Source organism: Henriciella mobilis, from assembly GCF_003576315.1.
Classification (GTDB): domain Bacteria; phylum Pseudomonadota; class Alphaproteobacteria; order Caulobacterales; family Hyphomonadaceae; genus Henriciella; species Henriciella mobilis.
This window is the reverse complement of record NZ_QWFZ01000033.1, coordinates 86,010-109,810: the sequence shown is the minus strand read 5'-3', so window position 1 is coordinate 109,810 and position 23,801 is coordinate 86,010. Positions and strand designations below refer to the sequence as shown.

Genomic DNA, 23,801 nt, shown 5'->3' with positions numbered 1-23,801 from the left:
TCAGGAGTCCGTCGCGAGCGTGCCGATTTTTTCACACCTGAGGTCTGAGATCTGCTTGCGGACAGACCTGTAGCGGCTCTCGACCTCGCTGAAACGCTCGCACCCTGCAGCGAGGGCAAGACGGGCTTTCAGGCCCTCGGAAAACTGGTCCGCCGTCAGCTCGGCTCCGACAGCAAGGCGCTGGATCTGTTGAATGGACTGAAGGAAGGAGAAGCTCGACGTGATCGTCTTCACCTCGTCAGCGGTCAGCCGCCCTGCCTCTCCGAGCGTCTCCGCTGCATCGATGACGGTCGGCAAGACGCAATCGGCACTATGGCACAGCAGCATCTCCTGCTGCAGAATGAACTCAAGATCGACCAGGCCGCCATCGGCGAGCTTCAGGTCCCACTCCCCGCGCGGCGGTCGCTCTTTCCAGAGGCGGCGGCGCATGTCTAGGATATCCGCGCGCCGCTCATCATCCGGCTTGCCATTCACGATGGCATCATGGGCGATTTCGAGCGCCCGCTCGCCGAGCGCGTCATGCCCCGCCACAGGGCGAAGGCGCGTAAGAGCCATCAGCTCCCATGTCCAGGCATCATGATGCTGGTAGCGGTCGAAAGCCCGAAGGGACGTCGCGACGGGGCCTGCCCTGCCCGAAGGCCGAAGCCGCATGTCGACCTCGTAGAGGCTGCCTTCGGCGGTCTCGGCGGAAATCGCGGTGATCAGGCGCTGGGCGAATTTGGTAAACCAGTGCCCGGCCTCGCTGGCGGCATCGCCATCATCCTCGAAGATGATGATGAGATCGAGATCGGACCCGGCCGTGAGCTCGCGTCCGCCAAGCTTGCCAAGCGCGCCGATCATCCAGTTGCCGGGCTGCGGACCATAACGCCGGGCGGTCTCGATCGCGGCGGCCTCGGACATCAGCTGGACGCAATGGTCGGCAAGGTCACTCCAGGCAAGCGCAGCCTGCTGGGCCGGCAGGCGCGAATGCAGCAGGCGGTGACCGATGAGGAAGGCGCGCTCATTCTGCCAGCGGCGAACCTCATCCATCTGGCTTTCGAAATCGGCCCCGCGCGAGAGGGCGGGTGGATATTCCTGACCGCTCGGCGTGACCAGCGCTTCAAGCAGACCAGGCTGTCGCGCCAGGGTCTGCGACAGGCGCGGCGCGATGGCGAGCGTGGTCACGAGGTCTTCCAGGAGGCTTGTCTCATTGGCCAGCATGGACAGGGTCTGGATGCCGGACCGAAGGCCCTCGAAGAAACGGGTGAACCGCGTGAAGGCCATGTCCGGCTCGCCGGTCCGGCTCATCGCCGCCAGCAGGTCTGGCAACAGAGCCGTCAGCAGGCCGCGCCCCCGGGCGGTACGCGTCGCCGGCGTCTTGCCGCGGTGCCAGTTGGATATGGTCGCAATGATGCGCGAGGGATCGGAAAAACCGTAGGCCTTCAGCGTCTCCACCGTTCCGGGATCGTCATCGACGCCGGTAAAGACGAGATTGCCCTGCACGGCATTCTCATGCTTGCGCTCTTCCTCGGCAAAGAGGTCACGGTAGTGGCCGTGCACCGTCTTCCGGACCTCGGCGACGGCGCGGTCGAAGGCGGCCAGATCATCATGGCCGCAGAGTTTTGCGACGCGCAGGCGGGTGTTCTCATCGGATGGCAGACGGTGGGTCTGCTGGTCTTCCAGCATCTGGATGCGGTGCTCGATATTGCGTAGCACCTCATAAGCTTCGGTCAGCTCCTTCCCGACAGACGCATCGACAGCATCGGCGGCGACGAGCGCATCAAGGCTTTTCAGCGTCTTGCGGTGGCGCAGGAAGCTGTTGCGCCCGCCCATGATGATCTGCTGCGTCTGGACGAAGAACTCAATCTCGCGGATGCCGCCCGGGCCGAGCTTCAGGTCCGGCGATGTGTCCGCAAGATCGCTGGCGCTGGTTCGCGAATTGATCATCCGCTTGATGGCCTGCACATCCGCAATCGCCCAGTAGTCCATATGGCGGCGCCAGACGAAGGGCTCCAGCATCCCGATGAAGCGGTCGGCCGCCCGGATGTCGCCGGCGCAGGCGCGCGCCTTGATCCAGACCATGCGCTCCCAGTTCTGGCCGACGCTTTCATAGTAGATTTCAGCCATCTGCGTGGACACGGCCGGCGGTGTCGATCCGGGATCAGGACGCAGGCGCAGGTCGGTGCGGAAGACATAGCCATCGCCAGTATCTTCCTCGAGGATCCGCATTGCATCGCGCACCACCTTGCTCGCGAGATCTCCGGCCTCGATGCTGCCCTCATAGAACACGGCTGGATCAAAGAAGACCGCCATGTCGATATCGGATGAGTAGTTCAGCTCGAATGCACCCATCTTGCCGAGCGCAATCACGAAGATGCCGTCCTGTGTCAGCGAACGCTGGCGAAGCGCAATCGTCAGCGCCGACTGAACGGCCGCATCGGCAAAGCCGGTCAGGTGCCCGGTCAGGTCGTGGACAGGAAGGGACCGGGACAGGTCCATTGCCGCAACAGCCATGTGGTTGGCGAGCTTGGCCTGGCGAAGCGCCGTCATCGCTTCCTCGCGATCCTCCAGAGCTGCGGCATCCTTCGCCTGTTTCAGCGCATGCGCGGCAAGCTCGGTGGCGCCTTCGCGTTGCAGCAGGGAATAGGCTTGAGGCGCTCGCCGGACGAGCCTGGCAAGATAGGGGGCGAGGTCGGTCCCGGCCTCAAAGGCATCGCGGCCTGTCTCGGCCAGGGGTCTGATATCCAGCATCGAGACTGTCTTACTTGTCTCGCGGCAAGGTTAAAACCGCTTTCAGGCCTTTTGGCTCAGGCGGGCCTTGTGTCCACAGGAGATCGAGATGTCCCTTGTGGAGTTCGGCGACAGCATCGGCCAGCGCAAGCCCCAGCCCGGACCCAGACTGGGTGCGTGCGGAATCAAGCCGGAAGAAGCGTTCCTTGGCCTTGTCGCGCATGTGTTCCGGGATGCCCGGCCCGTCGTCTGACACGGTAATCACGACCGAATCCGACGTTCGGCGGGCCGTGAACCGGATCGTGCCGCCTTCCGGCGTGTATTTCATCGCATTGTCGAGCAGGTTCGAAACGGCCTGGGCGATCAGCTCACGATCCCCGAGCACGATGATCGGCTGGGAAATGTCGCTGTGGAAGGTCAGCCCGGCATCCTCGCAGGCCGGCTCATAGAGTTCGGCGAGTTCCTCAAGAACATCGTGCAGGTCGATCTTGACCATGCGTCCTTCGGACCCCGCATCGAGGCGCGACAGCCGCAGGATCGCATTGAAGGTCAGCAGCACGCGGTCGACCTCTTCCACCGTGCTGGCCAGTGTCTCGCGTGCCGACTCCTGGTCCATGGGGCTCAGCAAGGCCTCTTCCAGCCGGTTCCGGAGCCGCGAAAGCGGTGAGCGCAGGTCGTGCGCAATCGCATCCCCGGAGTGCCGGCTCGCTGCCATCAGGCGCTCCAGCTTCTCCAGCATGGTGTTGAGGTGCGTCGCCAGCCGGTCGAATTCGTCGCCAGAGCCCTGCACCGGCGCGCGGATGGAGAGGTTGCCCGCGACGATTTCCTCGGTCGTGCGCGTCAGCTGCTCGGCGCGGCGGGCGGCATATCGCGAAATGAAGATGCCGCCGACCAGTGCCAGCAATACCCCGATGGGCGCTGCCGTGGTGACGGCGGATGTAATTCGTCGGACAATCCGGCCGCGCTCCCCGGTTTCGATGGCGACCAGCAGGACATTGCCATTCGCCAGCCGGACAATCCGGCCCTCAGCTTCGGTGACGACGGTTTCGCCATTGCCGCGCGGCATTTCGATGGAGAGGCTGACCATGCGGACTTCACCGACCGGTTCAGGCGGTGAGACCGGCAGGTAGGGAAAGTCCCCGATGATGCGTTCACCGTCGGGGGTCTCTAGCTGGTAACGAAAAGGGGCGCCCGGTACGAGCGCCCTCTCGATGACAGATTGTTCAAGCCGTTCAAGTCCACCGGCATTGTAGGCCAGGCCCAAGGCCCGCATTTCCGCGTCGAGACGCTCGTCTGCTTCGGCTCGCAATGATCCGACCGTCGCCTGATAGAGGTAGGCAAGCAGCAGGAATGAGAACAGTCCGAAAAGGACTGAGTAGACGAGCGCCAGCCGGAAGGTGGATGTCCGGACAAACGCGAAGGGGCCAGATTTCATGCCTGTAGGCAGTAACCCGCGCCGCGCACCGTTTGAAGGAGGGCTTCATCAAAATCTTTATCGATTTTAGCGCGCAGGCGGGAAATGTGCACGTCGATGACGTTGGTCTGGGGGTCGAAATGATAATCCCAGACCTTCTCAAGCAACATGGTGCGGGTGACGACCTGGCCGGCATGCCGCATCAGGAATTCCAGGAGGCGGAATTCACGCGGCTGCAGGTCGATCTTCTGGCCCTGCCGCCAGACCTTCCGGGCCAGCAGGTCCATCTCGAGATCGCCAACCTTCAGCTTGGTGACAGGCGGCTCTTCCTTGGACTGACGCCGGCCGAGGGCCTCGACGCGTGCGGCGAGTTCAGCCGGTGCGAAAGGCTTTGCCAGGTAGTCGTCGGCGCCCACTTTCAGGCCTTCGACGCGATTGTCGACGTCCGACAGGGCGGAGAGGAAAAGGGCCGGCGTCTGTCCGCCCCCGTTCCGATACTCCTCGACGAGCTTCAGCCCGTCTTTCTCCGGCAGCATCCGGTCGACGACCAGGGCATCGAATTCCCGGTCGCGGGCCATGGCAAGCCCATTGGCTCCGTCATAGGCCGTCTCAACATCGTGACCGGCTTCGGACAGAACCTTGTTGATGAATGTCGCATGCTCGCGATCATCCTCGATTACCAAGACCCGCATCATGGGCACTCCTCTACTCTCAGTCTTCCGACGAACTGGTGATCTCGGGCGTAACGAACTGGGTCCGCTGGCCGTTCCGCACGGCGAGCAGGATCTTGTCGCGGCCCTTCGCCTTGGCTTCGTCGATTGCCTTTTCGAGGTCCTTCACGGACTTCAGCGGAATGTAGGATGCCGACAGGATCGCCATGCCCGGGCGCAGGCCCGCCTCGTAGAGAGGGCTGTCATTGTCGATATCGCCGATGATCAGGCCGGCTTCGTCCTCGTCGAGGCCGAGGGCCTGACGCGCCGTGGAATCGAGCGGCCGCAGGCTGACGCCGAGCGGGCCTTCTTCGGCATCGCCGCTGGAAGAGCCTGAGCTGTCGCGGCTCGACGGCACAAGAGCGTTCGGATCGACCGGGCGCTCTCCGACCGTGACACTGATCTTCTGGCGTTTGCCGTCCCGAAGAACGGTGAACTCATTCTTCGAACCGGCCAGCAGCTTGCCGACCATACGCGTCACGGACGTCGCATCGGTGGTATCCCGGCCATTGACCGAGAGGATGACATCGCCGCGCTTCAAGCCAGCCTTGCGAGCCGGGCTCTCGTCATTGACGTCGGCGATGATGGCGCCGCGCACTTCGGCGAGGCCCTGGGCTTCGGCCATATCGTCCGTCACATCCTGGATCGTGACGCCGAGCCAGCCGCGCGACACCTTGCCGTCCTTGATCAGGGCGCTGGTGACCTCGACAGCGAGTTCGGCCGGAATGGCGAACCCGATGCCGACAGAGCCGCCGGTGGGCGAGAAGATCGCCGTATTCACGCCGACAACGCGGCCATGCAGGTCGAAGGTCGGGCCGCCGGAATTACCCCGGTTGATGGCCGCATCGATCTGGAGGAAATCGGTATAGGGACTGTCGCCGCCAAGCTCACGCCCATCGGCTGAAAGGATGCCGGCCGTTGCCGTGCCGCCAAGACCGAACGGGTTGCCAAGCGCAACGACCCAGTCACCCCGGCGCAGTTCTGCGTCGGTTTCGAACTCGACATAAGGATACTTGCCCGGCTCTGTGACCTTGATGACGGCGAGGTCGGTTTGCGGATCGGTCCCGACCAGCGAAGCTTCAAGCTCACGGCCATCCTCCAGCACAACCTCGATTTCGGTGGCGTCCTGGACGACGTGATTATTGGTGACGATGTAGCCCTGATCGGAAATGAAGAAGCCCGAACCGAGCGAGCGCGCTTCACGGGTGCGAGGCGGGCTGTCTTCGCCCTCTTCCTGCTCGCGCTCCTGCATGTAGTCGTCAAAGCCTGGCAGGCCGCGGAAGCGGTCGAAGAACTGCTCCATATTGCCCATGCCGGAGACTTCCTGCTCGGAGACAACGTTCACGCTGACCACTGCAGGGCTGACTTTTTCGACGAGGTCCGCAAAACTGAGCGGGGCGCCCTGGGGCGCCTCAATAGTGATCGGTTGCTTCGCGTCAGCCTGCTGAAAATTCTGCGGGACGTAGACGAGAGCGCCCGTCAGACCGGCACCGGCAACAGCCGCGGCCAGAGCCTGCTTAGAAATACCAAACCACTTCATCTTGATCACTCACCTCCTGATCGTGTGTCGCCCCATCGATAGTGGGGGCGATGCTAGGACAGCGCCAGACCATTCCTGAATTAAAGATCATTTAGACATGAGTAAGGCAGTCAGGCGTTTTCATTGGATTTTTTGCCGGACGACAGGCTGATCTGGGTCCGGACTTCCAGCTCACCCTCCAGGGTCCGGTGGACAGGGCAACGGTTCGCGATCTCCTTCAGCCGGGCGACCTGCTCCTCATCAAGCGCGCCTTCGATCTCGATATCTCGGGTGAAGACATCGATCTTGTCCTTCGGCCCGCAGGTCTTGCAGTCCTCGCGGTGGCTCTTCTCATGATTGAGCCGCACGGTGACGCGTTCGAGCGGCCACTTCTTGTGCGCGGCATACATGCGAAGTGTCATGGAGGTGCACGCACCGAGCCCCGTCGTTACCCATTCATAGGGGTCGGGACCGGTATCCGAGCCGCCGACATCTTCCGGTTCGTCGGCAAGATAGCGCCGCCCATTGATGAAGACCTCGTTCTGGTATGGCCCGGCCTCGCCTGTTTCACGGACAATCACGTCATGGGTCTGGTCAATCAGGTCGCCGTCATTGGCAGGCCCGTCGATATACCGGTTGGCCCAGGCGGCGATAACACTGGCGGCAAAGGCCGCGTCATCCGGATTGGAGAGGAAGTGATCGGCATCATCGAGGCTGACAAAGCTCTTGGGATGCCGCGCCGCCATGAACAGGCCGGTCGCGTTGTCGATCCCGACCACATTGTCGGTCGGCGCATGCAGAAAGAGCAGCGGGAGCCGCAGCGAGCGGAGCGCATTGGTCACGTGCGAGGCGCGGACATCCTCAACGAATTGCCGCGTGATCGTGAAGGGCCGGTTGCCCAGCGAGACTTCTGCCTGACCTTTTGCCTCGATATCGGCGAGGCTGTCGGCGAAATTGTGGATCACATGCTCGGCATCCGACGGTGCATTGATGGTCGCGGCCGCCTTGATCGAATCGATCTGCGAGGCCGCAACGATCACCGCCGCACCGCCAAGCGAATGGCCGACGAGCAGGCTCGGTCCACAGCCCTTGGACGCCATCCAGCCGGCAGCGGCGACAAGGTCGGCAACATTGCTGGAGAAGTTGGTCGTCTCGAAGTCGCCATCGGACTCGCCGAGCCCGGTGAAATCGAAACGCAGCACGCCAATGCCCCGTTCGGCAAGACCCTTGGAAACGCGAAGCGCGGCGCGCGACTGCTTCGAACAGGTAAAGCAATGCGCGAAGATGGCCCAGCCGCGAACATCGCCGACAGGGTGGTCTATCCGTCCAACCAGCGTCTGTCCGTCTGCGCCCTCGAAGCGAACCGTTTCCGAATGCATGGCGTTTCACCTTCCAGCTACAGGCGTCCGAGATAGGTATACCCATCGCGGACGGCCATGAGTTTTTCGATCACACCTGCGTCAGCCGGCCTCTTCAGGGGCCACGGGCTCGATGGTGTCACGGCTGCGGTCACGCCGGCGCCTTATGGCGAATGCCAAAGCCCCGCCGGCAATCAGCAGCACGAATGGCGTTCCCCAGAGCAGCCAGCCGCCCGGCCCATCCGCGCTTGGCCGGAACAGGACAAATTCGCCATAGCGCTCGGAAAACCAGGCCCTTATTTCCTCGTTCGACTTGCCCTCGGAGACCATGGCCCGCACCCGCTCTCGCATGTCTGCGGCAATGTCGGAGCCCGAATTGGAGATCGGCTCATTCTCGCAGGCGACGCAGCGGATTTCACGCATCAGGTCCTGCGCGCGGGCTTCCTGTTCGGGATCGTCGAGATGCGCCGGGCCTTCGGCGGCGAGAAGAAACAGGAGGGAGGCAAGTACCGTCTTCATCTAGGACTCTGGCCTGGCTTTCGTCCGCTTGCCGAACATGCTGAGCCCGGCACCAATCGCGATCAGGGTAACACCGAGATAGATGAAGTCGATAAGCGGGTTGAAGAAGACTTCGAACGTCCAGCGGGTCTCGCCTGCCCGGTTCCGACGCCCGTCACCCAGCGCGACGTAGAGGTCGCCCATTCCGGTCTTGTGAATGGCGGTTTCCGTTGTGGGCATGCGGGCAGCTGGATAGTAGCGTTTCTGCGGCTGCAGCAGGGTTTCCGAGCCGCCGCGCTCTGCTGTCAGCGTGGCACGTTCGGCATACCAGTTCGGCCCCTCGACGCTTGAGACGTCATCAAGGCGCACCTGCCAGCCGGCGATGGACTGTGTTTCGCCCTCCTGAAGGGCGAGCGTCGTCTGCGTGCGTCCCGAGGTCTGCAGGACGGCGCCGACGATGAAAATGCCGAGACCGGCATGGGCGAGCGTCATGCCCCAGACGCGAAGCGGCAGTTTCGGCAGGCGTTCCAGTGTCTTTGCCCGGCGCCAGGCTTCCTGGCCTGCACCGAAAAGCAGCCAGACCCCGATTGCGAGGCCGACGCCAGCCAGCAGCGGTATGTCCATCGGCCCGATGCCGGCCAGCCAGAAGACTGCGACAAGACCAGCAAACCCGGCCGCCCATTTCCAGAGCGAAGAGAGATCCGCCTTGCCCCACGCCCAGGCCTGCACCACAGGCAAGGCAATCAGCGCCAGCGCCATGATGGGGGTGAAAGTCAGGTTGAAATAGGGCTCGCCCACGGAAATGGTCTGGCCCGCGGCTTCGGCAATCAGCGGGAAGAGCGTGCCCAGCATGACCGTTGCGGTGGCGACGGTCAGGACAAGGTTGTTGCCCATCATCGCCCCTTCGCGGCTGGCCGCCAGCCAGGCCGGACCACCCGACAGTTTCGGGGCCCGCAGGGCGAAAAGCACCAGCGCAAACCCGCCAAAGGCCAGCAAGCCAAAAAGCAGGATGGACCCGCGCAGGGGATCGACAGCAAAGGAGTGTACCGAGGTCAGCACGCCCGAACGAACCAGGAAGGCTCCAAGCATCGAGAAACAGAAGGCGAGCACCGCCAGCAGAGCCGTCCACGCACTGAAGCTGCCTCGCTTCTCCGTTACGATCAGGGAATGCATGAGCGCCGCCCCGATCAGCCAGGGCATCAGGCTCGCATTCTCGACCGGGTCCCAGAACCACCAGCCGCCCCAGCCCAGCTCGTAGTACGCCCAGTAGCTGCCGAGCGCGATGCCGAGGGTGAGCGGGACGAATGCTGCGAGGGCCCAGCCGCGCGCCATCCTGGCCCATTGCCTGTCGATCCGTCCCTCAATCAGGCCGGCCGCCGCCAGCGCGAACACGAAAGAATAGCCGACATAGCCGAGATAGAGCATCGGCGGATGGATCGCGAGCGCCGGATCCTGAAGCAACGGATTGAGCCCCTGCCCCTGCAAGGGTGCCGGGTCGAGCCGGGTGAAGGGCGATGAGGCAAACAGGAGATAGGCCAGCGCGCCAAGACTGAGCAGGCCCTGCACGCCGAGCGCCCGCGCCTCGAAGGCGCGCCGGTCCGACTTCATGAGCCAGTCGGCGGCTGCGCCAAATCCAAGCCCGACCAGGCACCAGAGCGCCATCGAGCCTTCATGGTTCCCCCAGGTGCCGGCAATCTTGTAGACGAAGGGCTTCAGCGTATGCGAGTTGGCCGCGACCAGCTGGACCGAAAAGTCCGACCGCGCGAAGGCGACGATCAGCGTCAGGAACGCAAACCCCATCGCGGCAAAACCGAGCGACGCGAACAGGCCGGACCGTGCCCGGTCTCCCGCGAGGCCGAACCCGGCCTGGAAACCGCAGAATGCAAGCGCGAGGAATGCCGCGAAGTGGCCGGCTTCGATCATGAAGTCGCCTGTCCTGCCTTCTTCAGCTCACGTGGCTCGTAATTCTCGTCATGCTTGGCCAGGATGCTCTCGGCGGTGAACGCGCCCTGTTCGTCGAACCGGCCGGTCGCGACGACACCTTCGCCTTCCCTAAAGAGATCGGGGACGATGCCGGTATAGCTGACCGTCACGGTCTTGGCGCTGGCATCCTCGATGAGGAATGTCATATCGGCGCCCTCGCCATAGACAAGCGAGCCTTCCTGGACCCAGCCGCCAACACGAACGCGCTTGCCCACATCCGGCAGGCCTTTCTCGGCGATCAGCCCCGGCGTGTAGAACAGGTCCGCATGCTGGCGCAGGGCCACTGTCGCCAGCGCAACCGCCCCGATCAGGAGGGCCGCGGCAACGCCAACGCCCCAGAGTCTCTTGGTTCTCGCTCTCATGACCGGCCTCCTATACAGGACGAGATATCAAAACGCACTGCGACCTAATCAGCTAAGATAGCTTCCCTATTCGCCCGGCTCCGCGGGGGCCTCACGCGCCTCGTCTATCTGCGACTTGAAGACCTCCAGCATCGTAAACAGGGGATCGCCAGGCTCCATGTCCTCGCGCACCTCCTGCCAGTGGGCCTCGGCCGCCTCGATATCGCCAGCCTCATAAGCCGGCAAAGCCGAGAGCAGGCCCGCCCGGTGCTGGCTCGGATCGAGGCGCCAGGCGCGATCGTATAGCTGGGCGGCCGGTTCGGTAACAATGCCGCCATCGCGGATCATGATGATGTCAGCCAGGGCGATCAGTGACGGGACATGCGTGTCGTCGCGGCGCAGGGCGGACTGGAAAGCCCGCAAGGCCTCGTCACTGCGCCCCTGAGAGCGCAGCAGGACACCAATGAAATATTGCGGCTCCGGCGCATCAGGCTGCTGGCGGGCGGCCATCTGCAGCCGCGCCAGCATTTCCGAAGGATTGAGGTCTGCGGCATCACGCTTGGCGATTTCCGCTTCGCGCTCGGCATAGGGCTGCTCGGCCAGCAAAGGCCGTCCGTTCATGAGGTAGAGCCCGCCTGCCAGCAGTCCGGCTACGGCCAGCGCGATGAGAGAGGTTCGGGTCATGAGCGGCGCAGGGCTATCGTCGCCCGAAGTCCGCCCAGCGGGCTGTCAGATAGTGTCAGCCGGCCGCCATTCATCTCGGCGATATCGGCCACGATGGACAGGCCAAGACCCGTGCCGGGCGCAGTCTCATCAAGGCGGACGCCGCGCTTGACCGCGGAGGTCATTTCCTCCGGCGTCAGCCCTTCGCCATTATCGTCGACATGGATCAGCATATGGCCGTTGTCACCCGGCTCAGCGGAGACTTCAACGCGCGATTTTGTCCACTTGCAGGCATTCTCCATGATGTTGCCCAGCATCTCTTCAAGGTCCTGCTGCTCTACGCGGACGAACACATCGCCGGCAATGGTCGACGACACGGTCACGCCGCTTTCATTGAAGAGCCGGTTGAGCAGCCGCACCAGCCCGTCCACGACCGGGGCAATCTCGGTGCGAACGCCCAGCGCTTCGGCGCGGGCAGCCGCCTGGGCCCGCTTCAGGTAATGCTCGACATTGGCGCGCATCGATTCGGTCTGACGGCGCACAACATCGTCGAGCGGGGTGCTGCCTGTCGCTTCATTGCGCAGCACGGCCAGCGGCGTCTTCAGCGCGTGCGCGAGATTGCCGACATGCGTCTGCGCGCGCTCGACGATGGCCCGGTTGTTGTCGAGCAGCTTGTTGAGCTCCTGGGTGAGCGGCAGAACTTCGACCGGATAGTCGCCGTCCAGCTTGGCCCGCGTGCCTTCGCGCACCTGGGAGATGTGCAGCTGGACGCGGTCAAAAGGCAGCAGCGCCAGCCGCAGGCCAACCCAGAGCGCAATCAGCGTGCCGGCCGCAAGGAAAGTCATGCTGATCAGGAGCAGGAAGCGCAGCTGGTTCGCGCCCTCATCAGTCGCCTCACGGTCGGCCGCGGCCATGATGAGGATCGGGCTGTCGCGGTTGGGGACGGTGATCGCACGCGCGGCAACCCGCAAGCGTTCGTCTGCCGGCCCCCGGGCATTTTCATAGACCGTCAGGCCGGGGTTCGCGAGCGCTGCCTGCGCATGTCCCATGGCAAGCGGCAGGGGGCCATCCCAGAGGCTCTGGGAGCGAATATCGTCGCGTATCGCTCCATCTTCCTGTGCCGCGGCAATGGCCCAGTAGCGACCCGACAGCGGCAGGTCGAAGCGCACGTCGCTGGGCAGTTTTTCCTCAATGTCTGTCACGCGACCATCCGGCAGCACTTCCAGGGCCCGCGGCAGGGTGATGAGTACGCTGTCGAGTTCCTGCTCCAGCAGGCTGATCGTTTGCGCGCGGTAGGAGACGGTCATGGCAACGATGCCGCCGATAACGGCAACGAGGCTCCAGGCGATCGCACCAATGAGCATGCGCCGCGCGAGAGACATTCGAGGCTTTGGCCGTAGAGGTCTGGATTCGCTCATCAGATCCGAGCGTGCGCCACAGCGCCCCTACCCGGCAAGGCCAGCCGCTTCGCCCTCGGGCACGACAAGCCTGTAACCAAGCCCGCGTTCGGTCTGGATCCGGTCCTGACCGATCTTCTTGCGCAGGCGTCCGATGAAGACCTCGATGGTGTTGGAATCGCGATCAAAGTCCTGGTCATAGATATGCTCGACCAGTTCGGTGCGCGGCACCACGCGGCCCTGATGGTGGATCAGATAGGAGAGCACGCGGTACTCGTGAGCGGTCAGCTTGACCGGCCGGCCATTGACCGTCGCGCGCGCGGCCCGTGTGTCGACCCGAAGGCCGCCAGCTTCCAGCGCAGCCGCCGAATGCCCAGCCGCCCGGCGCAGAAGGGCGCGCAGGCGAGCCAGCAATTCTTCGGTGTAGAACGGCTTGGTCAGGTAATCGTCCGCACCGGCATCGAAGCCCGCCACCTTTTCACTCCAGCGGTCGCGCGCGGTCAGGATCATCACGGGGAAGTCCTTGCCGTCATCGCGCCAGCGTTCGAGGATCGTCACGCCATCCATCTTGGGCAGGCCAAGATCGAGGATCACAGCGTCGTAGGGTTCGGTGTCACCGAGGAAGTGGCCATCCTCGCCATCAGCGGCCAGATCGACCGCATAGCCCGCCTGTGTCAGCGCATCGGCGAGTTGCCGGCGCAGATCTGCATCGTCTTCAACAACCAGAATTCTCATTAGCCCAACCTAGCTTTTGCTGATCACGCGTCCAGACCTTGCGTCGATCGTGAACGTCACCAGTTCGCCGCGGCCCGTAACCCAGTCTATGATATAGACCTTCTTGCCGCCCCGCTCATAGAGCCCATCGAAACGACGCATATTGCCGCCATATTGCTGACGAATCGGCTGTAGCAGAACGTTGAGGGGCTTGATCTCACCCTTCTCGCGGGCGTCACGCGCCTGGTCGGCGGTGAACGAGTTGCCCCATTGCCCCTGAGCCGATACCGGCTGGGCAAGGGTCACAGCGCCGAGCGCGAGAGCGAGAATGATGCGTTTCATGACACGCCTTATGGCTGAACAGCCCTGAACAGCCCGTGAATGATTGTCGTGGGTTTTAGTCAGGTTGGGGCGTCTCTTCAACGCCCAGCGGCCCACTCCTTGAGGCCGGGATCCTTCGGGTCCTCAAGCATGATCTCCAGGCGCACATAAAGGTGGCCCGGCTTGTCTTTGAACTGGACACCCTTGTTGCGCAGGCGCAGGACGGTTCCGGTATTCGACCCTTCCGGAACTTTCAGCGTGACCGTGCCCGCCGGCGTCTGGACGTCGACCGATCCGCCCGCCACCGCCGTTTTCAGCGGAACCGGCACGGTCATGCGAAGGTCATCGCCGTCGCGCTTCCAGATCGTGCTGGGCCGGACCTGGACTTCGAGTAGCGCATCACCGGGCGGCCCGCCCGTCGACGAAGGTTGACCCTGGCTTTTCAGACGAAGGGTCTGGCCCGTCTCGATACCGGGCGGAATGGAGACGTTGAGCGCCTTGCCATCGCCCATCGTCATCTGGCGCTTGGCGCCCATCACTGCGTCCTCGAAGGATATCTCCACCCGGTAGCGAAGGTCGGCGCCCTTGCGCGGACCAGGCCGGCGGCGCTGCTGGCCGAACATGCCGGCGAGGATATCCTCGAACGGATCACCCTGCGCCGACCCGCCTGAGCGCGCAAAATCGCTATAGGCCCCGTAATTCCGGCCAAAGCCACCCTGCCCCCCGCCTGCAAACCCGGTGGGGTTGCCGTCGGAGTCGATCTCGCCGCGGTCGTATTTCTTGCGCTTTTCCTCATCGCCGAGAATCTCGAACGCCGCGGAGACTTCCTTGAACTGGTCGGCCTTGGCCTTGTCATCCGGGTGCAGGTCAGGGTGAAGGGTCTTCGCCTTCTGCCGGTAGGCTTTGCGAATTTCGTCGGCACTTGCCGATTTGGACACGCCCAGGATTTTGTAGAGGTCGCGCGACACGTCTGGATAACCACGTTCGATTCGGGTTGATGGATCGCTGCATAATTAGGATGCCCCGAGCGGGATTGAAACCCAGTGACCGATACGACCGTCAGTTCCGATTTCAGCGACGCGCGCGCTATCATGGCCTTCAGGCACTGCGGCTGAGGCCAGATCGACCTCCTGACTATGCCCGACGACGCCTGACAACAGGGCTTCCACCCGGTACCGCCGCTGACGCGACGGGTCCGGACGGTCCCAGCAGACGGGGATGTCGATGCCGCGGGGAATCCAGCTCAGCAAGGCCCCGCCCGGCGTCGGCGTCGCCCGCAGGTGAGCGACACTCCAGGGAAGTCCGCCCCGGTCTTCATAGGTGAAGGCAATCGTCTCACCTTGACCTGCACGCCAGACCAGCTCGCGCCCGATCTCTCCTGGCAGCATGTCCGCTGTCGCCAGCTCGCGGTCGACGATCACGCACACAGCACCCGCATCCGCAGGTGAAATGGCCGAGCCCTCCAGGCCGCGGAGCAGGCCGGACAACTGCCAGACGCCATCAGTCATGAGACTCGCTGACTCATATCCGATCAGCTCCCAGCCTGCGCCACTCTGCACGAGGATGCGATTGCTCCCGGCCAGAACGTCGAGCCTGTCTCGGCTCATGAGATCGGAGTCACTGATGTTCAGCGTCAGCGTCCCCGCATGGTCCCAGAGGCCCGCCGGGCCTTCGGCCAGCCGATCGGCCAGCGTAGCGATGCTGGCGGGACCGGACGCGGCGGCGCGCGGGATGAGACTGTTCGCCGTCGCGCCAGCACGGATAATAACAGGACCTGGCCACGGATCGGCGCCAACGGCGATAACTGGGCCTGACGGCATCGCCCCCGATAGCGCCGGGCCGTCGATCAGGACAAGCTCCGGCTGGGCGGTATGCGGTGCCGGGCGTGGCTCGCCGGGTAGCGCCCGGCTGCGGACCGGTGCGCTTGAGGGGGCCCTGACGAGCGAGACGTGGCGCACCAGTCCGTCATCGGTGATATCCGAGGCGACCCAGTCGCCCGGCAGTCCGTCCAGCTGCACCGCATCGCCTGGCTCGAGCGCCAGGGCTTCGACCAGCAAGGCGATATGGGCCGTATCAGCCGCCTGCAGGTCATCGAGCATCTGGGCAGCCAGCCGCGTTGCAACGGCATCGGACAAGACAAGTGGCAACTCTGCCTCAATGGAAAAAGCCGCATCGCCGAGATCGGACCGCGCATCGCTCACCCTTGGCGCATAGAGCCCGTCGGCGCTGATATAGCTGAGCTGCAGGCGGCCCGGCCGCTTGTCGAGAAGTGGCCGGGTTCGCGTGAGGCCGGGCTCGACGAGCCGGTCCGCGCTCACATTGACCTGGCTGATGCTCGCCCCGTCCACGCACACCAGGCCATCAGCCCGCTCGAACATGCCGAGCCCGTCCGTCACCCGAAACGGTTCGAGGATACGGCGCAGCGAGACCGGTCCGGTCGTTACGACGCCTTCAACGAGCCCGCCCAGCTGGCTGGCATCGACGCTGATGCCCGCACGGGCACAAAAGTCGGCCACGATCTCGGCAAGGCCGATCAGGCTTGTCCGGCCATTGAGCCAGTGGCCATAAGCCCAATTCGGTCCGTCGCGCCAGACGGACTCGCGAACCGGAAAGTCCGGCCACGGACGAGCATCCCACGCCCAGACAAACACCTGCTCAATGAAAGGCTGTGCCTGCCAGAAGGCGAGCGCGGCCTCCAGAGCGCGCCGCTGGAAGACATCGTCTCGCTCTCCCGAAGAATAAGGCGGCAAGGCGCTTTCTGAGCTCTTCGGATCGTAGAACAGATTGGGCGCATTCCCGCCCTTGTCGACGGCTGGAAAGCCGATCTCGATCAGGCGGACAGGTTTCATCCCCGGCGACCAGCCGGTCGGGCTGACTGATCTGACGCCACCGGGCCGCTCATGGTGCGCTGCAGTCCACCAGCCAGCGAGGTCCTTCTGGCGGAAGATCCAGTGCTCGCCATGCGCGGTATCGGAGATCGGCGTACGGACTTGTGCGTCGCGGTCAGCTTCGCTGGCATAATACCAGTCATAGGCTTCGCCGCCTGCCATCTGGCCGGCAAGATAGGACGGGTCATCAGCCGCCGAATAACCCGCGACCCGGTCGAGATGGCTGTCCCCCTCGCGCCAGTCGCCGGCGGGCGGATACCAGTCGACACCGACAAAATCGATGTCTGACGATGCCCAGAGCGCATCCAGCGGGAAGAGCACATCGCCGGAGCCGTCGCCCGGCACATAGGCGCCGTACTCGGTCCAGTCGGCGGCGTAGGAGACTTTCACATCCGGCCCGACAATGGCACGCACGTCACTCGCCAGCTGGATGAGCCCCTCGACGAAGGGAAAGGCGCCTGTTTCGTCGCGCAGCCGCGTCAGGCCGCACATTTCGCTGCCGATCAGGATCGCCTCGACCCCGCCTGCTAGCGCCGCCAGCCGCGCATGATGCAGGATGAAATGCCGGTATCCGAAATCATTGTCCGTTCCCAGGAAGGCATCGATAGCCGTTCGTACGGCAGCCGTCTTGTCCGCCGCTTCGGTGATCCGGCCGCGCCAGGGAAAGGCGGCCTGTTCGGCGTCGCCATAAGGGTCGCTCAGCCCATTGCCCGGCGGCACATCCATGAGCAGGAAGGGCGACAGCGTGACTTCAACGCCCTCGGCCTGCAAGGCCGCGATGGCCTGCAGGACAGCAGTGTCAGACGGCGTTCCGCCATAATTGGCACTCGTGCCGGATTGGCTGACGAGGTAGGCACCGGCCCGGTTCTGGCCAGCAACAGACCATTGATACGGGACCGTGGATCGCTCGCGTGTCTCGACGCCGGGCCGGACCCGGCAGTTCCCGGCCCGCAGGTCATCGCCAAACCAGCCGACCGTCAGGGTCGCCGCATCAAGGCTCGGCAGGTCGCTGAGGAGCTGGTCGAGCGACCGGCGAAAATCCGCCTCACCGGCATCATTGTTCATGTTGAGCGCACGCTCCGTACCCGGAAAGTAACGTTCACGGACAATATCGGTGCCGTAAACGAATTCGCCGGTCGACGGGATAATGTTCACGCCGCGCGCAAGGGCGCGCAGCCCCTCGTTGGCGGAAGCAGCCCGTACGACCTCGAAGCTGAATTGCGGCAGCCGGTTTCCGAAGGCATCGAGCGGCAGGTCCTCGAAAACGATATAGGCCGTTCCCCGGAATGCGGGCGCCTCGCCTGTGCCCTCGACCGCTTCAATGAGGGGATCGGGTTCTTGCGTTTCGCCGCCAGCATAGAACCGCCAATTATAGTCCGCCAGCCTGAGGATTTCACCGTTCGCCCAGACTCGGTCGAGCCGCGTGACAGGGCCTTCGCAGACGGCCACGGCGAGGCTCACGGAATAGCTGTAGTCGGAAATCTTCGGCCCGCCCTTGCCAGCCGAGCGCTCGCGGCGGCGCTCCTTGAAGCGGCTCGCCCAGATGAGCTGGCCACCAACGCGCATGCGCCCATACACATTCGCCATGCCCGCACCTTCCCGCGCATTCATGACGTGAAAGGCCTCGATACGCGGTCCCTCCAGCGTGGGGGCGAGCGCGGAATCAATCGCCCGCCCGGCAATCGACCCGGCAATGGAACCCATGGCGGCGCCCGATACGCCAAGCGCGCCCAGGCCGACGCCGTTCGGAAGCAGGCTGGCGCCGAGTGTCGCGCCAACCTGCGAAAGGATGATCTGTCCCATGCTTCGTCAGTCCTCCAGTCCGGGAAACGAAAATGCGGCCGCGATCCGCCGCTCCCACCAGGGCACAAGCCGGGTCTGACAGACCGAGCGGCCCCAATAGGCGTGAATGATCCGGCCCGGCGCAGAGACGATGGCGCAATGCTTGGCAGGCGCGCCCTGCACCATCCGGAACAGCAGGACATCGCCCTCCGCAGCCTTGCCGGCCGGGACTTCAACGAGGACTTCGCGCGCCGCCTCCAGCAAGGCGTCTTCGCCCTTCAGCTCTGCCCAATCGGGCGCATAAGGCGGCACTGGAAGCGGTTCGGCTCCGCAGAGCGCTCTCCAGACGCCACGGAGGAGTCCGAGGCAGTCAGTCCCCACGCCCTTCCGGCTGGCCTGATGCTGATAGGGCGTACCAAGCCATTCGCGCGCCGTATCGACGATATCGGCCCGCCTCATCGCTTGCCGCCGTCATTGCCATTCGCCCCCGGCCCGGCGAGTAGCGCGTCCGGCCCCGGCATGTGCGGGAATCCCCGGAAGTTCGAGACGTTCGAGAACACGTCCCGGCAGGTCTCAAACTGCTTGTCGCAGCTTTGCCCCTCCACCCCGGCCAGTCCGCAACGCGCGTCTCCCAACCGGGCATCGCAGAGGCGCGAATAGGTTCGCCCGACGGGGCGTTCGAGGTCAGCCTTGAGCGACACCAGCTCCGCTTCGAAACCGGTCTCGCGATGAGTGATTTCGCTGAGATAGCCGGTCCAGACGAGCGCCCCGAGAGCCGGGGCCTGCCAGTCGACGCGGTAGACGTGGACGCGAGCCCGATTCCACAGGCCTGCCGCCAGATCGGCCTCAGAGATGGCGTCGGCCGCCAGCGCGCCCGCTCCTGAGGCCCGCCCGGGTTTCAGGCCGCCCGCGAGGTCAAACCGCCCGCCTTCAATAGCCGCGCCCGGCTGATAGGTCTCGTCGCTCCAGACGACAGGCTCATCATGTTCGGTCAGGCAGACAGTCAGACCGTCGGCTCTGGACAGCTTCCAGCACAAGCACGTCGTCAGGACAGATTGCGCAAGGCGGCCCCGGAAGGCCTCATCGATCAGTCGCATGGTCTACCTCAGCGGATTTCGATGATCGGAACACTGACGGCGCGCCCTGCGCCGATCAGCTCATGGGTGATGTCGAGGCGGTCGGTATCGAACCGGACCGGCCAATCGAACTCGAAACCGGCGGTCAATGCGGCGCCATTGGCGGGCGGCGTATCAAACGCGATCTCGCCGGTAAGACAGTCAACACTCCAGCCGGTGGCCTGCGGGACACCATTGACGGCGATACTGATAGTGCCTTCGACAGGCTTGGTGACAGCCTTGACCAGTCCGCCATACGCCTTGCCCAGCTGAAAGGTGTCCGTCGCTCCGTCGCCCATACCAATGGACTGGTCCTGCGGGCCTGGCGCCTGCCCCGGCATGGCGCTCGAATGATCTGCCGGATCGCGGAACCGGAAGCCGCGGAGCCGGCCCATGCGCGCTTCGAAGAAGGCCGTGAGCACGGCAAGGTCGCTCGTTGAACACACCGCGCTGGCAATATCCCAACGCCGCCTCGAACCGGCCCATCTCGCATTGCGCACTTCCGTGCCGCTGGCGAGTGTGACGACATCCGTTCGCCACGCCGCCCCCCCACTCGCACCGGGGCCGACCGGCAGGGGAAACCGCACATCATCAAATGCCGAACCGCTCACAGGAACCGCCCTCCCCGCGCGACCGCCTGCGCGATCGTTTTCGACAGCTCACTTCCCGATCCGGAGATCGCATGAGCCTGCGACGCGTCCTGCATCGACAGGTTCACCGTCATCGATCGACCCGCCTGGTTGAGCCCGGCCGACGCGAGCGCCGCTTCGGCCGCAATCCGGGCAAGGTCGGCCAGGACCGAGCGGGCCATGTTCGAGAAATCGAGCTCGCCGCTGCGGGCGGCCCGGGCAAGCGCCTGTTCGATCCGCAGGCTGGCATCGCCAAACGCCGCCTCGAGCGTTTCGGCAGCCGCCTTGCCCGGGCCGTCGGCCAGCGCCTGCAGGGCGTCGCCCGCGCGCTGAAGCTGGTCTTCATACGGTTCCATTGGAAGGGACCTCCTCTTTGTCAGGAAATTGCCGGATCAGCTCATTCAGGTGCTGCCGGACAAGGCCGCTCTCATGGCCGCCTGAAAGCCAGCGCCACTCGCGGACCGAGCAGGCCCAGAAATCCTGGGGCGAAAGCCCCATCGCGACAGCCTGGCGGAACATGTCAGCCCAGGGCAGCATGGAAGGCCTCCGCAATCGCCGTCGCCGCAGCCAGCGGGCTGAGGGCAGCGCCGGTCAGATTTGCGGCGGCCTCAGCTTCACCACCTGCTCGCAACAGGATGGCGAGCACGGTTGAAAGCTCGCTCGCAGAGAGCCTTCGAAGTCGGGTCTGAAGTTCAGAGAGGGTCCGGCAGCCAAATGCCGTTTCCAGTTCCGCCAGAGCGCCCAGCGTCAGACAAAGGCGGTGCTGCCTACCATCGATCTCGATCGCTGCTTCGCCGCGTGCCCCGTTCATGAGGCTGCTCCGAAGACAGGTTCGCCGGCACTTTGCAGGTCAACCGAGAAGGTCGCTTCGCCGTCATGGGTCCCGCCCCAGTTCATCTGGGCGATCTGGAACGGACCGGTGAAGCTGCCGAGCCCGGGGACGATGAGCTGCCAGCGTGCAATCGTGCCCGCAAAGAAGACGCTGCGCATGCGTTCATCGCTGGCCGTATCCTTGAACAGGCCCTGCCCGCGCACCCGCATGCTCTTCAACCCAGCGCCCGCCAGCAATTCCCTCCATCCGAACGGGCTGTCCGCACTGGTGGCATCGACAGGCTGCTGGTTGAGATCGAACTGGCTGGACCGGATACCGGCGAGCGTGACGAACGTCTCCGGATCACCGCCATCGGAAATCTTGATCAGGACATCGCGTCCTCTCTGGCCTGCCATCAGGCTGCCTCCTCTGTGATGATGCGGACCCTGAGGAGCCCGCGAAAACTGCGAAGGTCCGGCGCGCGCAGGACGTCGGAATAGACCGGTTGGATGAGGACAACCCGCTGGCCAGACAGCGTCAGCGACATGCGCTCGCAAGCTGCGCGCAAGGCGCCTAAGGCCTCCTTGGCTGCCGCCCGCCCGCCATCTCGCGAATGAATGGCGAAGCTCAGCGTATGGGCATGGCCCGAGGCGCCGGCCGAACCGCGCCCCTCGACCTCATGGCGCTCGAGTTCGGCATAGGGAAAGGCCGGCTCCGGCGTTTCATCATCGAAGATCCGGGCCGGATTGCCGAAGATTGCCTGAACGTCGGTATCGGCGCGAAGGGCGATCAGAACCGCGCGCTCCAGGGCGGCCTCGGCCGACCAGATCATGCCGTCAGCGCTCATATCAGCACCTCCCGGCGCGCGGCGATGATCGCCTTCGCCTCTTGCGGCAGGCCCACCTCGCCATTGCGGCGATAGGCATCCAGCAGGATCAGCTTGAGCGCATGGACGAGGTCATCGGGTATCTCTGATGCCGCGCCGAAGCCGGCCGTGAAATCGATCTCGACCCGCGAACCTGACGACAGTGTGGGGAGCGCGGCTCCGGGTCTCAGGCAAAGACGTCCGGCGGCCAGCTGGAACCGGTCGGAGCGGTCGGTGGCGGCCTCACCTGCATCAACGGTTCGAACACCAGTCAGCGAGACCACCGGGCCGGGGCGCAGGGCAATCCCGCGCCGCATCACCGACGTCGGCCATGCGTAACAGGTCCGCCGCAGCGTCCGTGTTACCAGTGCAAGGCCGGCGGCTTCTTCCAGCCGCGCCCGGGCGCCGGCAGCAAGATCAGCGACCAGCGTATCCTCGCCGTCATGGCCGATCCTGAGAAAGGCTTTTGCCTCGGCGAGCGGCAAAGCCTCCTCGCCTGGCGGTGTGAGCACCGTCAGTGTCATGGTCGATACCTGATTGTGTTGGAGGGATGGACCGGCGGGCCGTACGCCCGCCGGATAGTGGTCTAGACCAGCGCCTGCAGCTTCTCGATCACGGCGCCGCCGAGCGGCAGGCCGATCGACCGCAGAAGCTCGTCATCAATCTGTGTCCCGGTCGAGCTGACGAGCGTGGCGATGGCTTCGGCGATCCGCGTGGTGAACTCGTCCTGCTGCGGCTTGGTCAGCAGAGCGGCCTGGCGCAGCAGCGATACGGCGATGGATTCAAACATGGCATTGTTCCTTATGGTTTCGTTTTGAACGGAAAAGCCGGGCGAGCGCATCGCCCGCCCCGGCCAGGATCAGGCTCAGAACACCATCACCTTGATGGCATCGAAGTTCTGGACGCCGCCGCCCACGCGCTTCGTCGTGTAGAAAAGGACGTAGGGCTTGGCCGAATATGGATCGCGAAGCACGCGGGCGCCCTGCCGGTCGGCGATGAGATAGCCGCGGCGGAAGTCACCGAAGGCGATGGCAGCATTGCCCGTTCCGATATCCGGCATGTCTTCCAGCTCCGTGACCGGATAGCCGAAGATGGTCTGCGCCTCGCCATTCATGCCAGGCCGCCAAAGATAGCGCCCGTCCGCGTCCTTCAGCTTGCGGACGGCCGCCACCGTGCGCCGGTTCATCGCGAAGCGGCCATTCGACCGGAACTGCGACTTCGGCGTCTGGATCAGGTCGATGATCTGGTCACCGGCATCGGCGGCGGTGAAGTCCCCCGCGACCGAGCCGATCTGGCCCCAGGCATGCGAGGCCTCGGCGACAATGGTGTAATCGAGAAAGCCCTTCGGCTTGCCGTCGCCATCGCCGTTCACAAAGGCCGCGCTCTCCTGGATGGAGAAGGCCGCCTCGACCTCGTCGGCCAGCCATTCATCGACGTCTGCGTAGGAATCCTCAAGCAGGGTCTGTGTCGCCGCCGGCATGGAGTATAGTTCGCCGGCCGGGAATTCGAGCAGGCTCAAGCCGGCCGTCGTGGACTGCGTGCGTGCGTCTTCCTCGCCCGCCCATGCCGCACCGACGCCAAGGCTGACAGGCTTGCGATAGACGCCCGCTGAGGTCTGGCGCACGCTCGCAATCTGGCGCATCGGCGAAGCCTGCATCAGCCGCGCCTCAATCAGCCGGTCGAGTTCCGGCGGGGCCGTGTAGCCGCCCTGGTCATCGGTCCCGGCCGTGAGGGCCTTCACATCAAGCCGCGACAGGCCGCTCTCGTCGCCGGTTCGCAGGTAGCGAGACCAGGCCTGCGAACGCTCTCCCTCAGCCTCGCTAGCCGGAGCGCCGTCCACCGGACGGGCGGCCTTCAGGCTCAGCTGGTCGAGGCGGCGGTCGATCTTCTTCAGCTTCTCATCAAGAAGCGTATCGGCCGCCCCCTTCGATTCAATCTCCGAAAGCCGGGCATCATTGACCTGTTTATAGGCCTCGAATGCGGCCATCATGTCGGCGGCCAGCGACTTCACGTCCGTCCCGGCCATCTTGGTTTCCTTGGTCATTTTTCTCCTTTCTCAGGCCGCCCGCGCGGCCAATATTTCC

25 protein-coding genes are annotated in these 23,801 nt (G+C 64.3%); all 25 read right to left on the bottom strand.

The window, feature by feature from the left end; genetic code table 11:
- The gene (locus D1227_RS15220; RefSeq protein ID WP_119405235.1) at window positions 1-2,730 is read right to left on the bottom strand and encodes a bifunctional [glutamine synthetase] adenylyltransferase/[glutamine synthetase]-adenylyl-L-tyrosine phosphorylase; all 2,730 of its coding nucleotides are present in this window, start codon (window positions 2,728-2,730) and stop codon (window positions 1-3) included.
- Between the two features lie 10 nt (window positions 2,731-2,740).
- Window positions 2,741-4,144 carry a sensor histidine kinase gene (locus D1227_RS15215; protein ID WP_119405234.1) on the bottom strand — a complete coding sequence of 468 codons (1,404 nt, stop codon included), beginning with the start codon at window positions 4,142-4,144 and terminating at the stop codon, window positions 2,741-2,743.
- Window positions 4,141-4,815 carry a response regulator transcription factor gene (locus D1227_RS15210; protein WP_119377155.1) on the bottom strand — a complete coding sequence of 225 codons (675 nt, stop codon included), beginning with the start codon at window positions 4,813-4,815 and terminating at the stop codon, window positions 4,141-4,143. The genes D1227_RS15215 and D1227_RS15210 overlap by 4 nt, the downstream gene beginning before the upstream one ends.
- Before the next feature lie 19 nt (window positions 4,816-4,834).
- Window positions 4,835-6,373: a Do family serine endopeptidase gene (locus D1227_RS15205; RefSeq protein ID WP_119405419.1), complete on the bottom strand. Its 1,539-nt coding sequence runs from the start codon at window positions 6,371-6,373 to the stop codon at window positions 4,835-4,837.
- 110 nt (window positions 6,374-6,483) lie between these two features.
- Window positions 6,484-7,731: a bifunctional alpha/beta hydrolase/OsmC family protein gene (locus D1227_RS15200; RefSeq protein ID WP_119405233.1), complete on the bottom strand. Its 1,248-nt coding sequence runs from the start codon at window positions 7,729-7,731 to the stop codon at window positions 6,484-6,486.
- A gap of 81 nt (window positions 7,732-7,812) precedes the next feature.
- Complete coding sequence (locus tag D1227_RS15195) at window positions 7,813-8,229, bottom strand: cytochrome c-type biogenesis protein (RefSeq protein WP_119405232.1); 417 nt, start codon at window positions 8,227-8,229, stop codon at window positions 7,813-7,815.
- Window positions 8,230-10,131 (bottom strand): heme lyase CcmF/NrfE family subunit, encoded by a 1,902-nt coding sequence (locus tag D1227_RS15190; protein WP_119405231.1) that lies wholly within the window; start codon window positions 10,129-10,131, stop codon window positions 8,230-8,232.
- Entirely contained in the window at window positions 10,128-10,553 is a 426-nt protein-coding gene (locus D1227_RS15185) for a cytochrome c maturation protein CcmE (RefSeq protein ID WP_119405230.1), read from the bottom strand. Before D1227_RS15185 ends, D1227_RS15190 begins: the two co-directional genes overlap by 4 nt.
- A gap of 66 nt (window positions 10,554-10,619) precedes the next feature.
- Window positions 10,620-11,216 carry a tetratricopeptide repeat protein gene (locus D1227_RS15180; protein WP_119405229.1) on the bottom strand — a complete coding sequence of 199 codons (597 nt, stop codon included), beginning with the start codon at window positions 11,214-11,216 and terminating at the stop codon, window positions 10,620-10,622.
- Window positions 11,213-12,577: an ATP-binding protein gene (locus D1227_RS15175; RefSeq protein ID WP_233350131.1), complete on the bottom strand. Its 1,365-nt coding sequence runs from the start codon at window positions 12,575-12,577 to the stop codon at window positions 11,213-11,215. Before D1227_RS15175 ends, D1227_RS15180 begins: the two co-directional genes overlap by 4 nt.
- Before the next feature lie 63 nt (window positions 12,578-12,640).
- The gene (locus D1227_RS15170; RefSeq protein ID WP_119377025.1) at window positions 12,641-13,327 is read right to left on the bottom strand and encodes a response regulator transcription factor; all 687 of its coding nucleotides are present in this window, start codon (window positions 13,325-13,327) and stop codon (window positions 12,641-12,643) included.
- Between the two features lie 9 nt (window positions 13,328-13,336).
- A complete protein-coding gene (locus D1227_RS15165) occupies window positions 13,337-13,648 on the bottom strand; it encodes a PepSY domain-containing protein (RefSeq protein WP_119405227.1) in 312 nt (103 codons plus the stop codon).
- A gap of 77 nt (window positions 13,649-13,725) precedes the next feature.
- Window positions 13,726-14,595, bottom strand: a complete 870-nt coding sequence (locus tag D1227_RS15160; protein ID WP_119405226.1) for a DnaJ C-terminal domain-containing protein — start codon at window positions 14,593-14,595, stop codon at window positions 13,726-13,728.
- A gap of 45 nt (window positions 14,596-14,640) precedes the next feature.
- Entirely contained in the window at window positions 14,641-18,318 is a 3,678-nt protein-coding gene (locus tag D1227_RS15155; RefSeq protein WP_119405225.1) for a baseplate multidomain protein megatron, read from the bottom strand.
- 6 nt (window positions 18,319-18,324) lie between these two features.
- Entirely contained in the window at window positions 18,325-18,756 is a 432-nt protein-coding gene (locus D1227_RS15150; RefSeq protein ID WP_119405224.1) for an NlpC/P60 family protein, read from the bottom strand.
- Complete coding sequence (locus tag D1227_RS15145; RefSeq protein WP_119405223.1) at window positions 18,753-19,394, bottom strand: DUF2163 domain-containing protein; 642 nt, start codon at window positions 19,392-19,394, stop codon at window positions 18,753-18,755. Before D1227_RS15145 ends, D1227_RS15150 begins: the two co-directional genes overlap by 4 nt.
- Before the next feature lie 8 nt (window positions 19,395-19,402).
- Entirely contained in the window at window positions 19,403-20,023 is a 621-nt protein-coding gene (locus tag D1227_RS15140; RefSeq protein ID WP_119405222.1) for a DUF2460 domain-containing protein, read from the bottom strand.
- Window positions 20,020-20,397 (bottom strand): phage tail tape measure C-terminal domain-containing protein, encoded by a 378-nt coding sequence (locus D1227_RS15135; protein WP_119405221.1) that lies wholly within the window; start codon window positions 20,395-20,397, stop codon window positions 20,020-20,022. The genes D1227_RS15140 and D1227_RS15135 overlap by 4 nt, the downstream gene beginning before the upstream one ends.
- Complete coding sequence (locus D1227_RS15130; protein ID WP_119405220.1) at window positions 20,384-20,578, bottom strand: phage tail assembly chaperone; 195 nt, start codon at window positions 20,576-20,578, stop codon at window positions 20,384-20,386. Before D1227_RS15130 ends, D1227_RS15135 begins: the two co-directional genes overlap by 14 nt.
- A complete protein-coding gene (locus D1227_RS15125; protein ID WP_119405219.1) occupies window positions 20,562-20,852 on the bottom strand; it encodes a GTA-gp10 family protein in 291 nt (96 codons plus the stop codon). The genes D1227_RS15130 and D1227_RS15125 overlap by 17 nt, the downstream gene beginning before the upstream one ends.
- On the bottom strand, window positions 20,849-21,268 hold the full coding sequence (locus D1227_RS15120; RefSeq protein WP_119405218.1) for a phage major tail protein, TP901-1 family: 420 nt from the start codon (window positions 21,266-21,268) through the stop codon (window positions 20,849-20,851). The genes D1227_RS15125 and D1227_RS15120 overlap by 4 nt, the downstream gene beginning before the upstream one ends.
- A complete protein-coding gene (locus D1227_RS15115; protein ID WP_119405217.1) occupies window positions 21,268-21,699 on the bottom strand; it encodes a DUF3168 domain-containing protein in 432 nt (143 codons plus the stop codon). The genes D1227_RS15120 and D1227_RS15115 overlap by 1 nt, the downstream gene beginning before the upstream one ends.
- Window positions 21,696-22,241, bottom strand: a complete 546-nt coding sequence (locus tag D1227_RS15110; protein WP_119405216.1) for a head-tail connector protein — start codon at window positions 22,239-22,241, stop codon at window positions 21,696-21,698. Before D1227_RS15110 ends, D1227_RS15115 begins: the two co-directional genes overlap by 4 nt.
- Before the next feature lie 62 nt (window positions 22,242-22,303).
- Window positions 22,304-22,507, bottom strand: coding sequence for a hypothetical protein (locus tag D1227_RS15105; protein WP_119405215.1), 204 nt, complete (start codon window positions 22,505-22,507; stop codon window positions 22,304-22,306).
- A gap of 75 nt (window positions 22,508-22,582) precedes the next feature.
- Window positions 22,583-23,761, bottom strand: a complete 1,179-nt coding sequence (locus D1227_RS15100) for a phage major capsid protein (RefSeq protein WP_119405214.1) — start codon at window positions 23,759-23,761, stop codon at window positions 22,583-22,585.
- Window positions 23,762-23,801: the final 40 nt, after the last annotated feature.

Bases quoted from the DNA above. Each gene is read 5' to 3' on its own strand.
- D1227_RS15220 (WP_119405235.1), bottom strand. From the start codon at position 2,730: ATGCTGGATATCAGACCCCTGGCCGAGACAGGCCGCGATGCCTTTGAG.
- D1227_RS15215 (WP_119405234.1), bottom strand. From the start codon at position 4,144: ATGAAATCTGGCCCCTTCGCGTTTGTCCGGACATCCACCTTCCGGCTG.
- D1227_RS15210 (WP_119377155.1), bottom strand. From the start codon at position 4,815: ATGCGGGTCTTGGTAATCGAGGATGATCGCGAGCATGCGACATTCATC.
- D1227_RS15205 (WP_119405419.1), bottom strand. From the start codon at position 6,373: ATGAAGTGGTTTGGTATTTCTAAGCAGGCTCTGGCCGCGGCTGTTGCC.
- D1227_RS15200 (WP_119405233.1), bottom strand. From the start codon at position 7,731: ATGCATTCGGAAACGGTTCGCTTCGAGGGCGCAGACGGACAGACGCTG.
- D1227_RS15195 (WP_119405232.1), bottom strand. From the start codon at position 8,229: ATGAAGACGGTACTTGCCTCCCTCCTGTTTCTTCTCGCCGCCGAAGGC.
- D1227_RS15190 (WP_119405231.1), bottom strand. From the start codon at position 10,131: ATGATCGAAGCCGGCCACTTCGCGGCATTCCTCGCGCTTGCATTCTGC.
- D1227_RS15185 (WP_119405230.1), bottom strand. From the start codon at position 10,553: ATGAGAGCGAGAACCAAGAGACTCTGGGGCGTTGGCGTTGCCGCGGCC.
- D1227_RS15180 (WP_119405229.1), bottom strand. From the start codon at position 11,216: ATGACCCGAACCTCTCTCATCGCGCTGGCCGTAGCCGGACTGCTGGCA.
- D1227_RS15175 (WP_233350131.1), bottom strand. From the start codon at position 12,577: ATGTCTCTCGCGCGGCGCATGCTCATTGGTGCGATCGCCTGGAGCCTC.
- D1227_RS15170 (WP_119377025.1), bottom strand. From the start codon at position 13,327: ATGAGAATTCTGGTTGTTGAAGACGATGCAGATCTGCGCCGGCAACTC.
- D1227_RS15165 (WP_119405227.1), bottom strand. From the start codon at position 13,648: ATGAAACGCATCATTCTCGCTCTCGCGCTCGGCGCTGTGACCCTTGCC.
- D1227_RS15155 (WP_119405225.1), bottom strand. From the start codon at position 18,318: ATGGGACAGATCATCCTTTCGCAGGTTGGCGCGACACTCGGCGCCAGC.
- D1227_RS15150 (WP_119405224.1), bottom strand. From the start codon at position 18,756: ATGAGGCGGGCCGATATCGTCGATACGGCGCGCGAATGGCTTGGTACG.
- D1227_RS15145 (WP_119405223.1), bottom strand. From the start codon at position 19,394: ATGCGACTGATCGATGAGGCCTTCCGGGGCCGCCTTGCGCAATCTGTC.
- D1227_RS15135 (WP_119405221.1), bottom strand. From the start codon at position 20,397: ATGGAACCGTATGAAGACCAGCTTCAGCGCGCGGGCGACGCCCTGCAG.
- D1227_RS15130 (WP_119405220.1), bottom strand. From the start codon at position 20,578: ATGCTGCCCTGGGCTGACATGTTCCGCCAGGCTGTCGCGATGGGGCTT.
- D1227_RS15125 (WP_119405219.1), bottom strand. From the start codon at position 20,852: ATGAACGGGGCACGCGGCGAAGCAGCGATCGAGATCGATGGTAGGCAG.
- D1227_RS15120 (WP_119405218.1), bottom strand. From the start codon at position 21,268: ATGGCAGGCCAGAGAGGACGCGATGTCCTGATCAAGATTTCCGATGGC.
- D1227_RS15115 (WP_119405217.1), bottom strand. From the start codon at position 21,699: ATGAGCGCTGACGGCATGATCTGGTCGGCCGAGGCCGCCCTGGAGCGC.
- D1227_RS15110 (WP_119405216.1), bottom strand. From the start codon at position 22,241: ATGACACTGACGGTGCTCACACCGCCAGGCGAGGAGGCTTTGCCGCTC.
- D1227_RS15105 (WP_119405215.1), bottom strand. From the start codon at position 22,507: ATGTTTGAATCCATCGCCGTATCGCTGCTGCGCCAGGCCGCTCTGCTG.
- D1227_RS15100 (WP_119405214.1), bottom strand. From the start codon at position 23,761: ATGACCAAGGAAACCAAGATGGCCGGGACGGACGTGAAGTCGCTGGCC.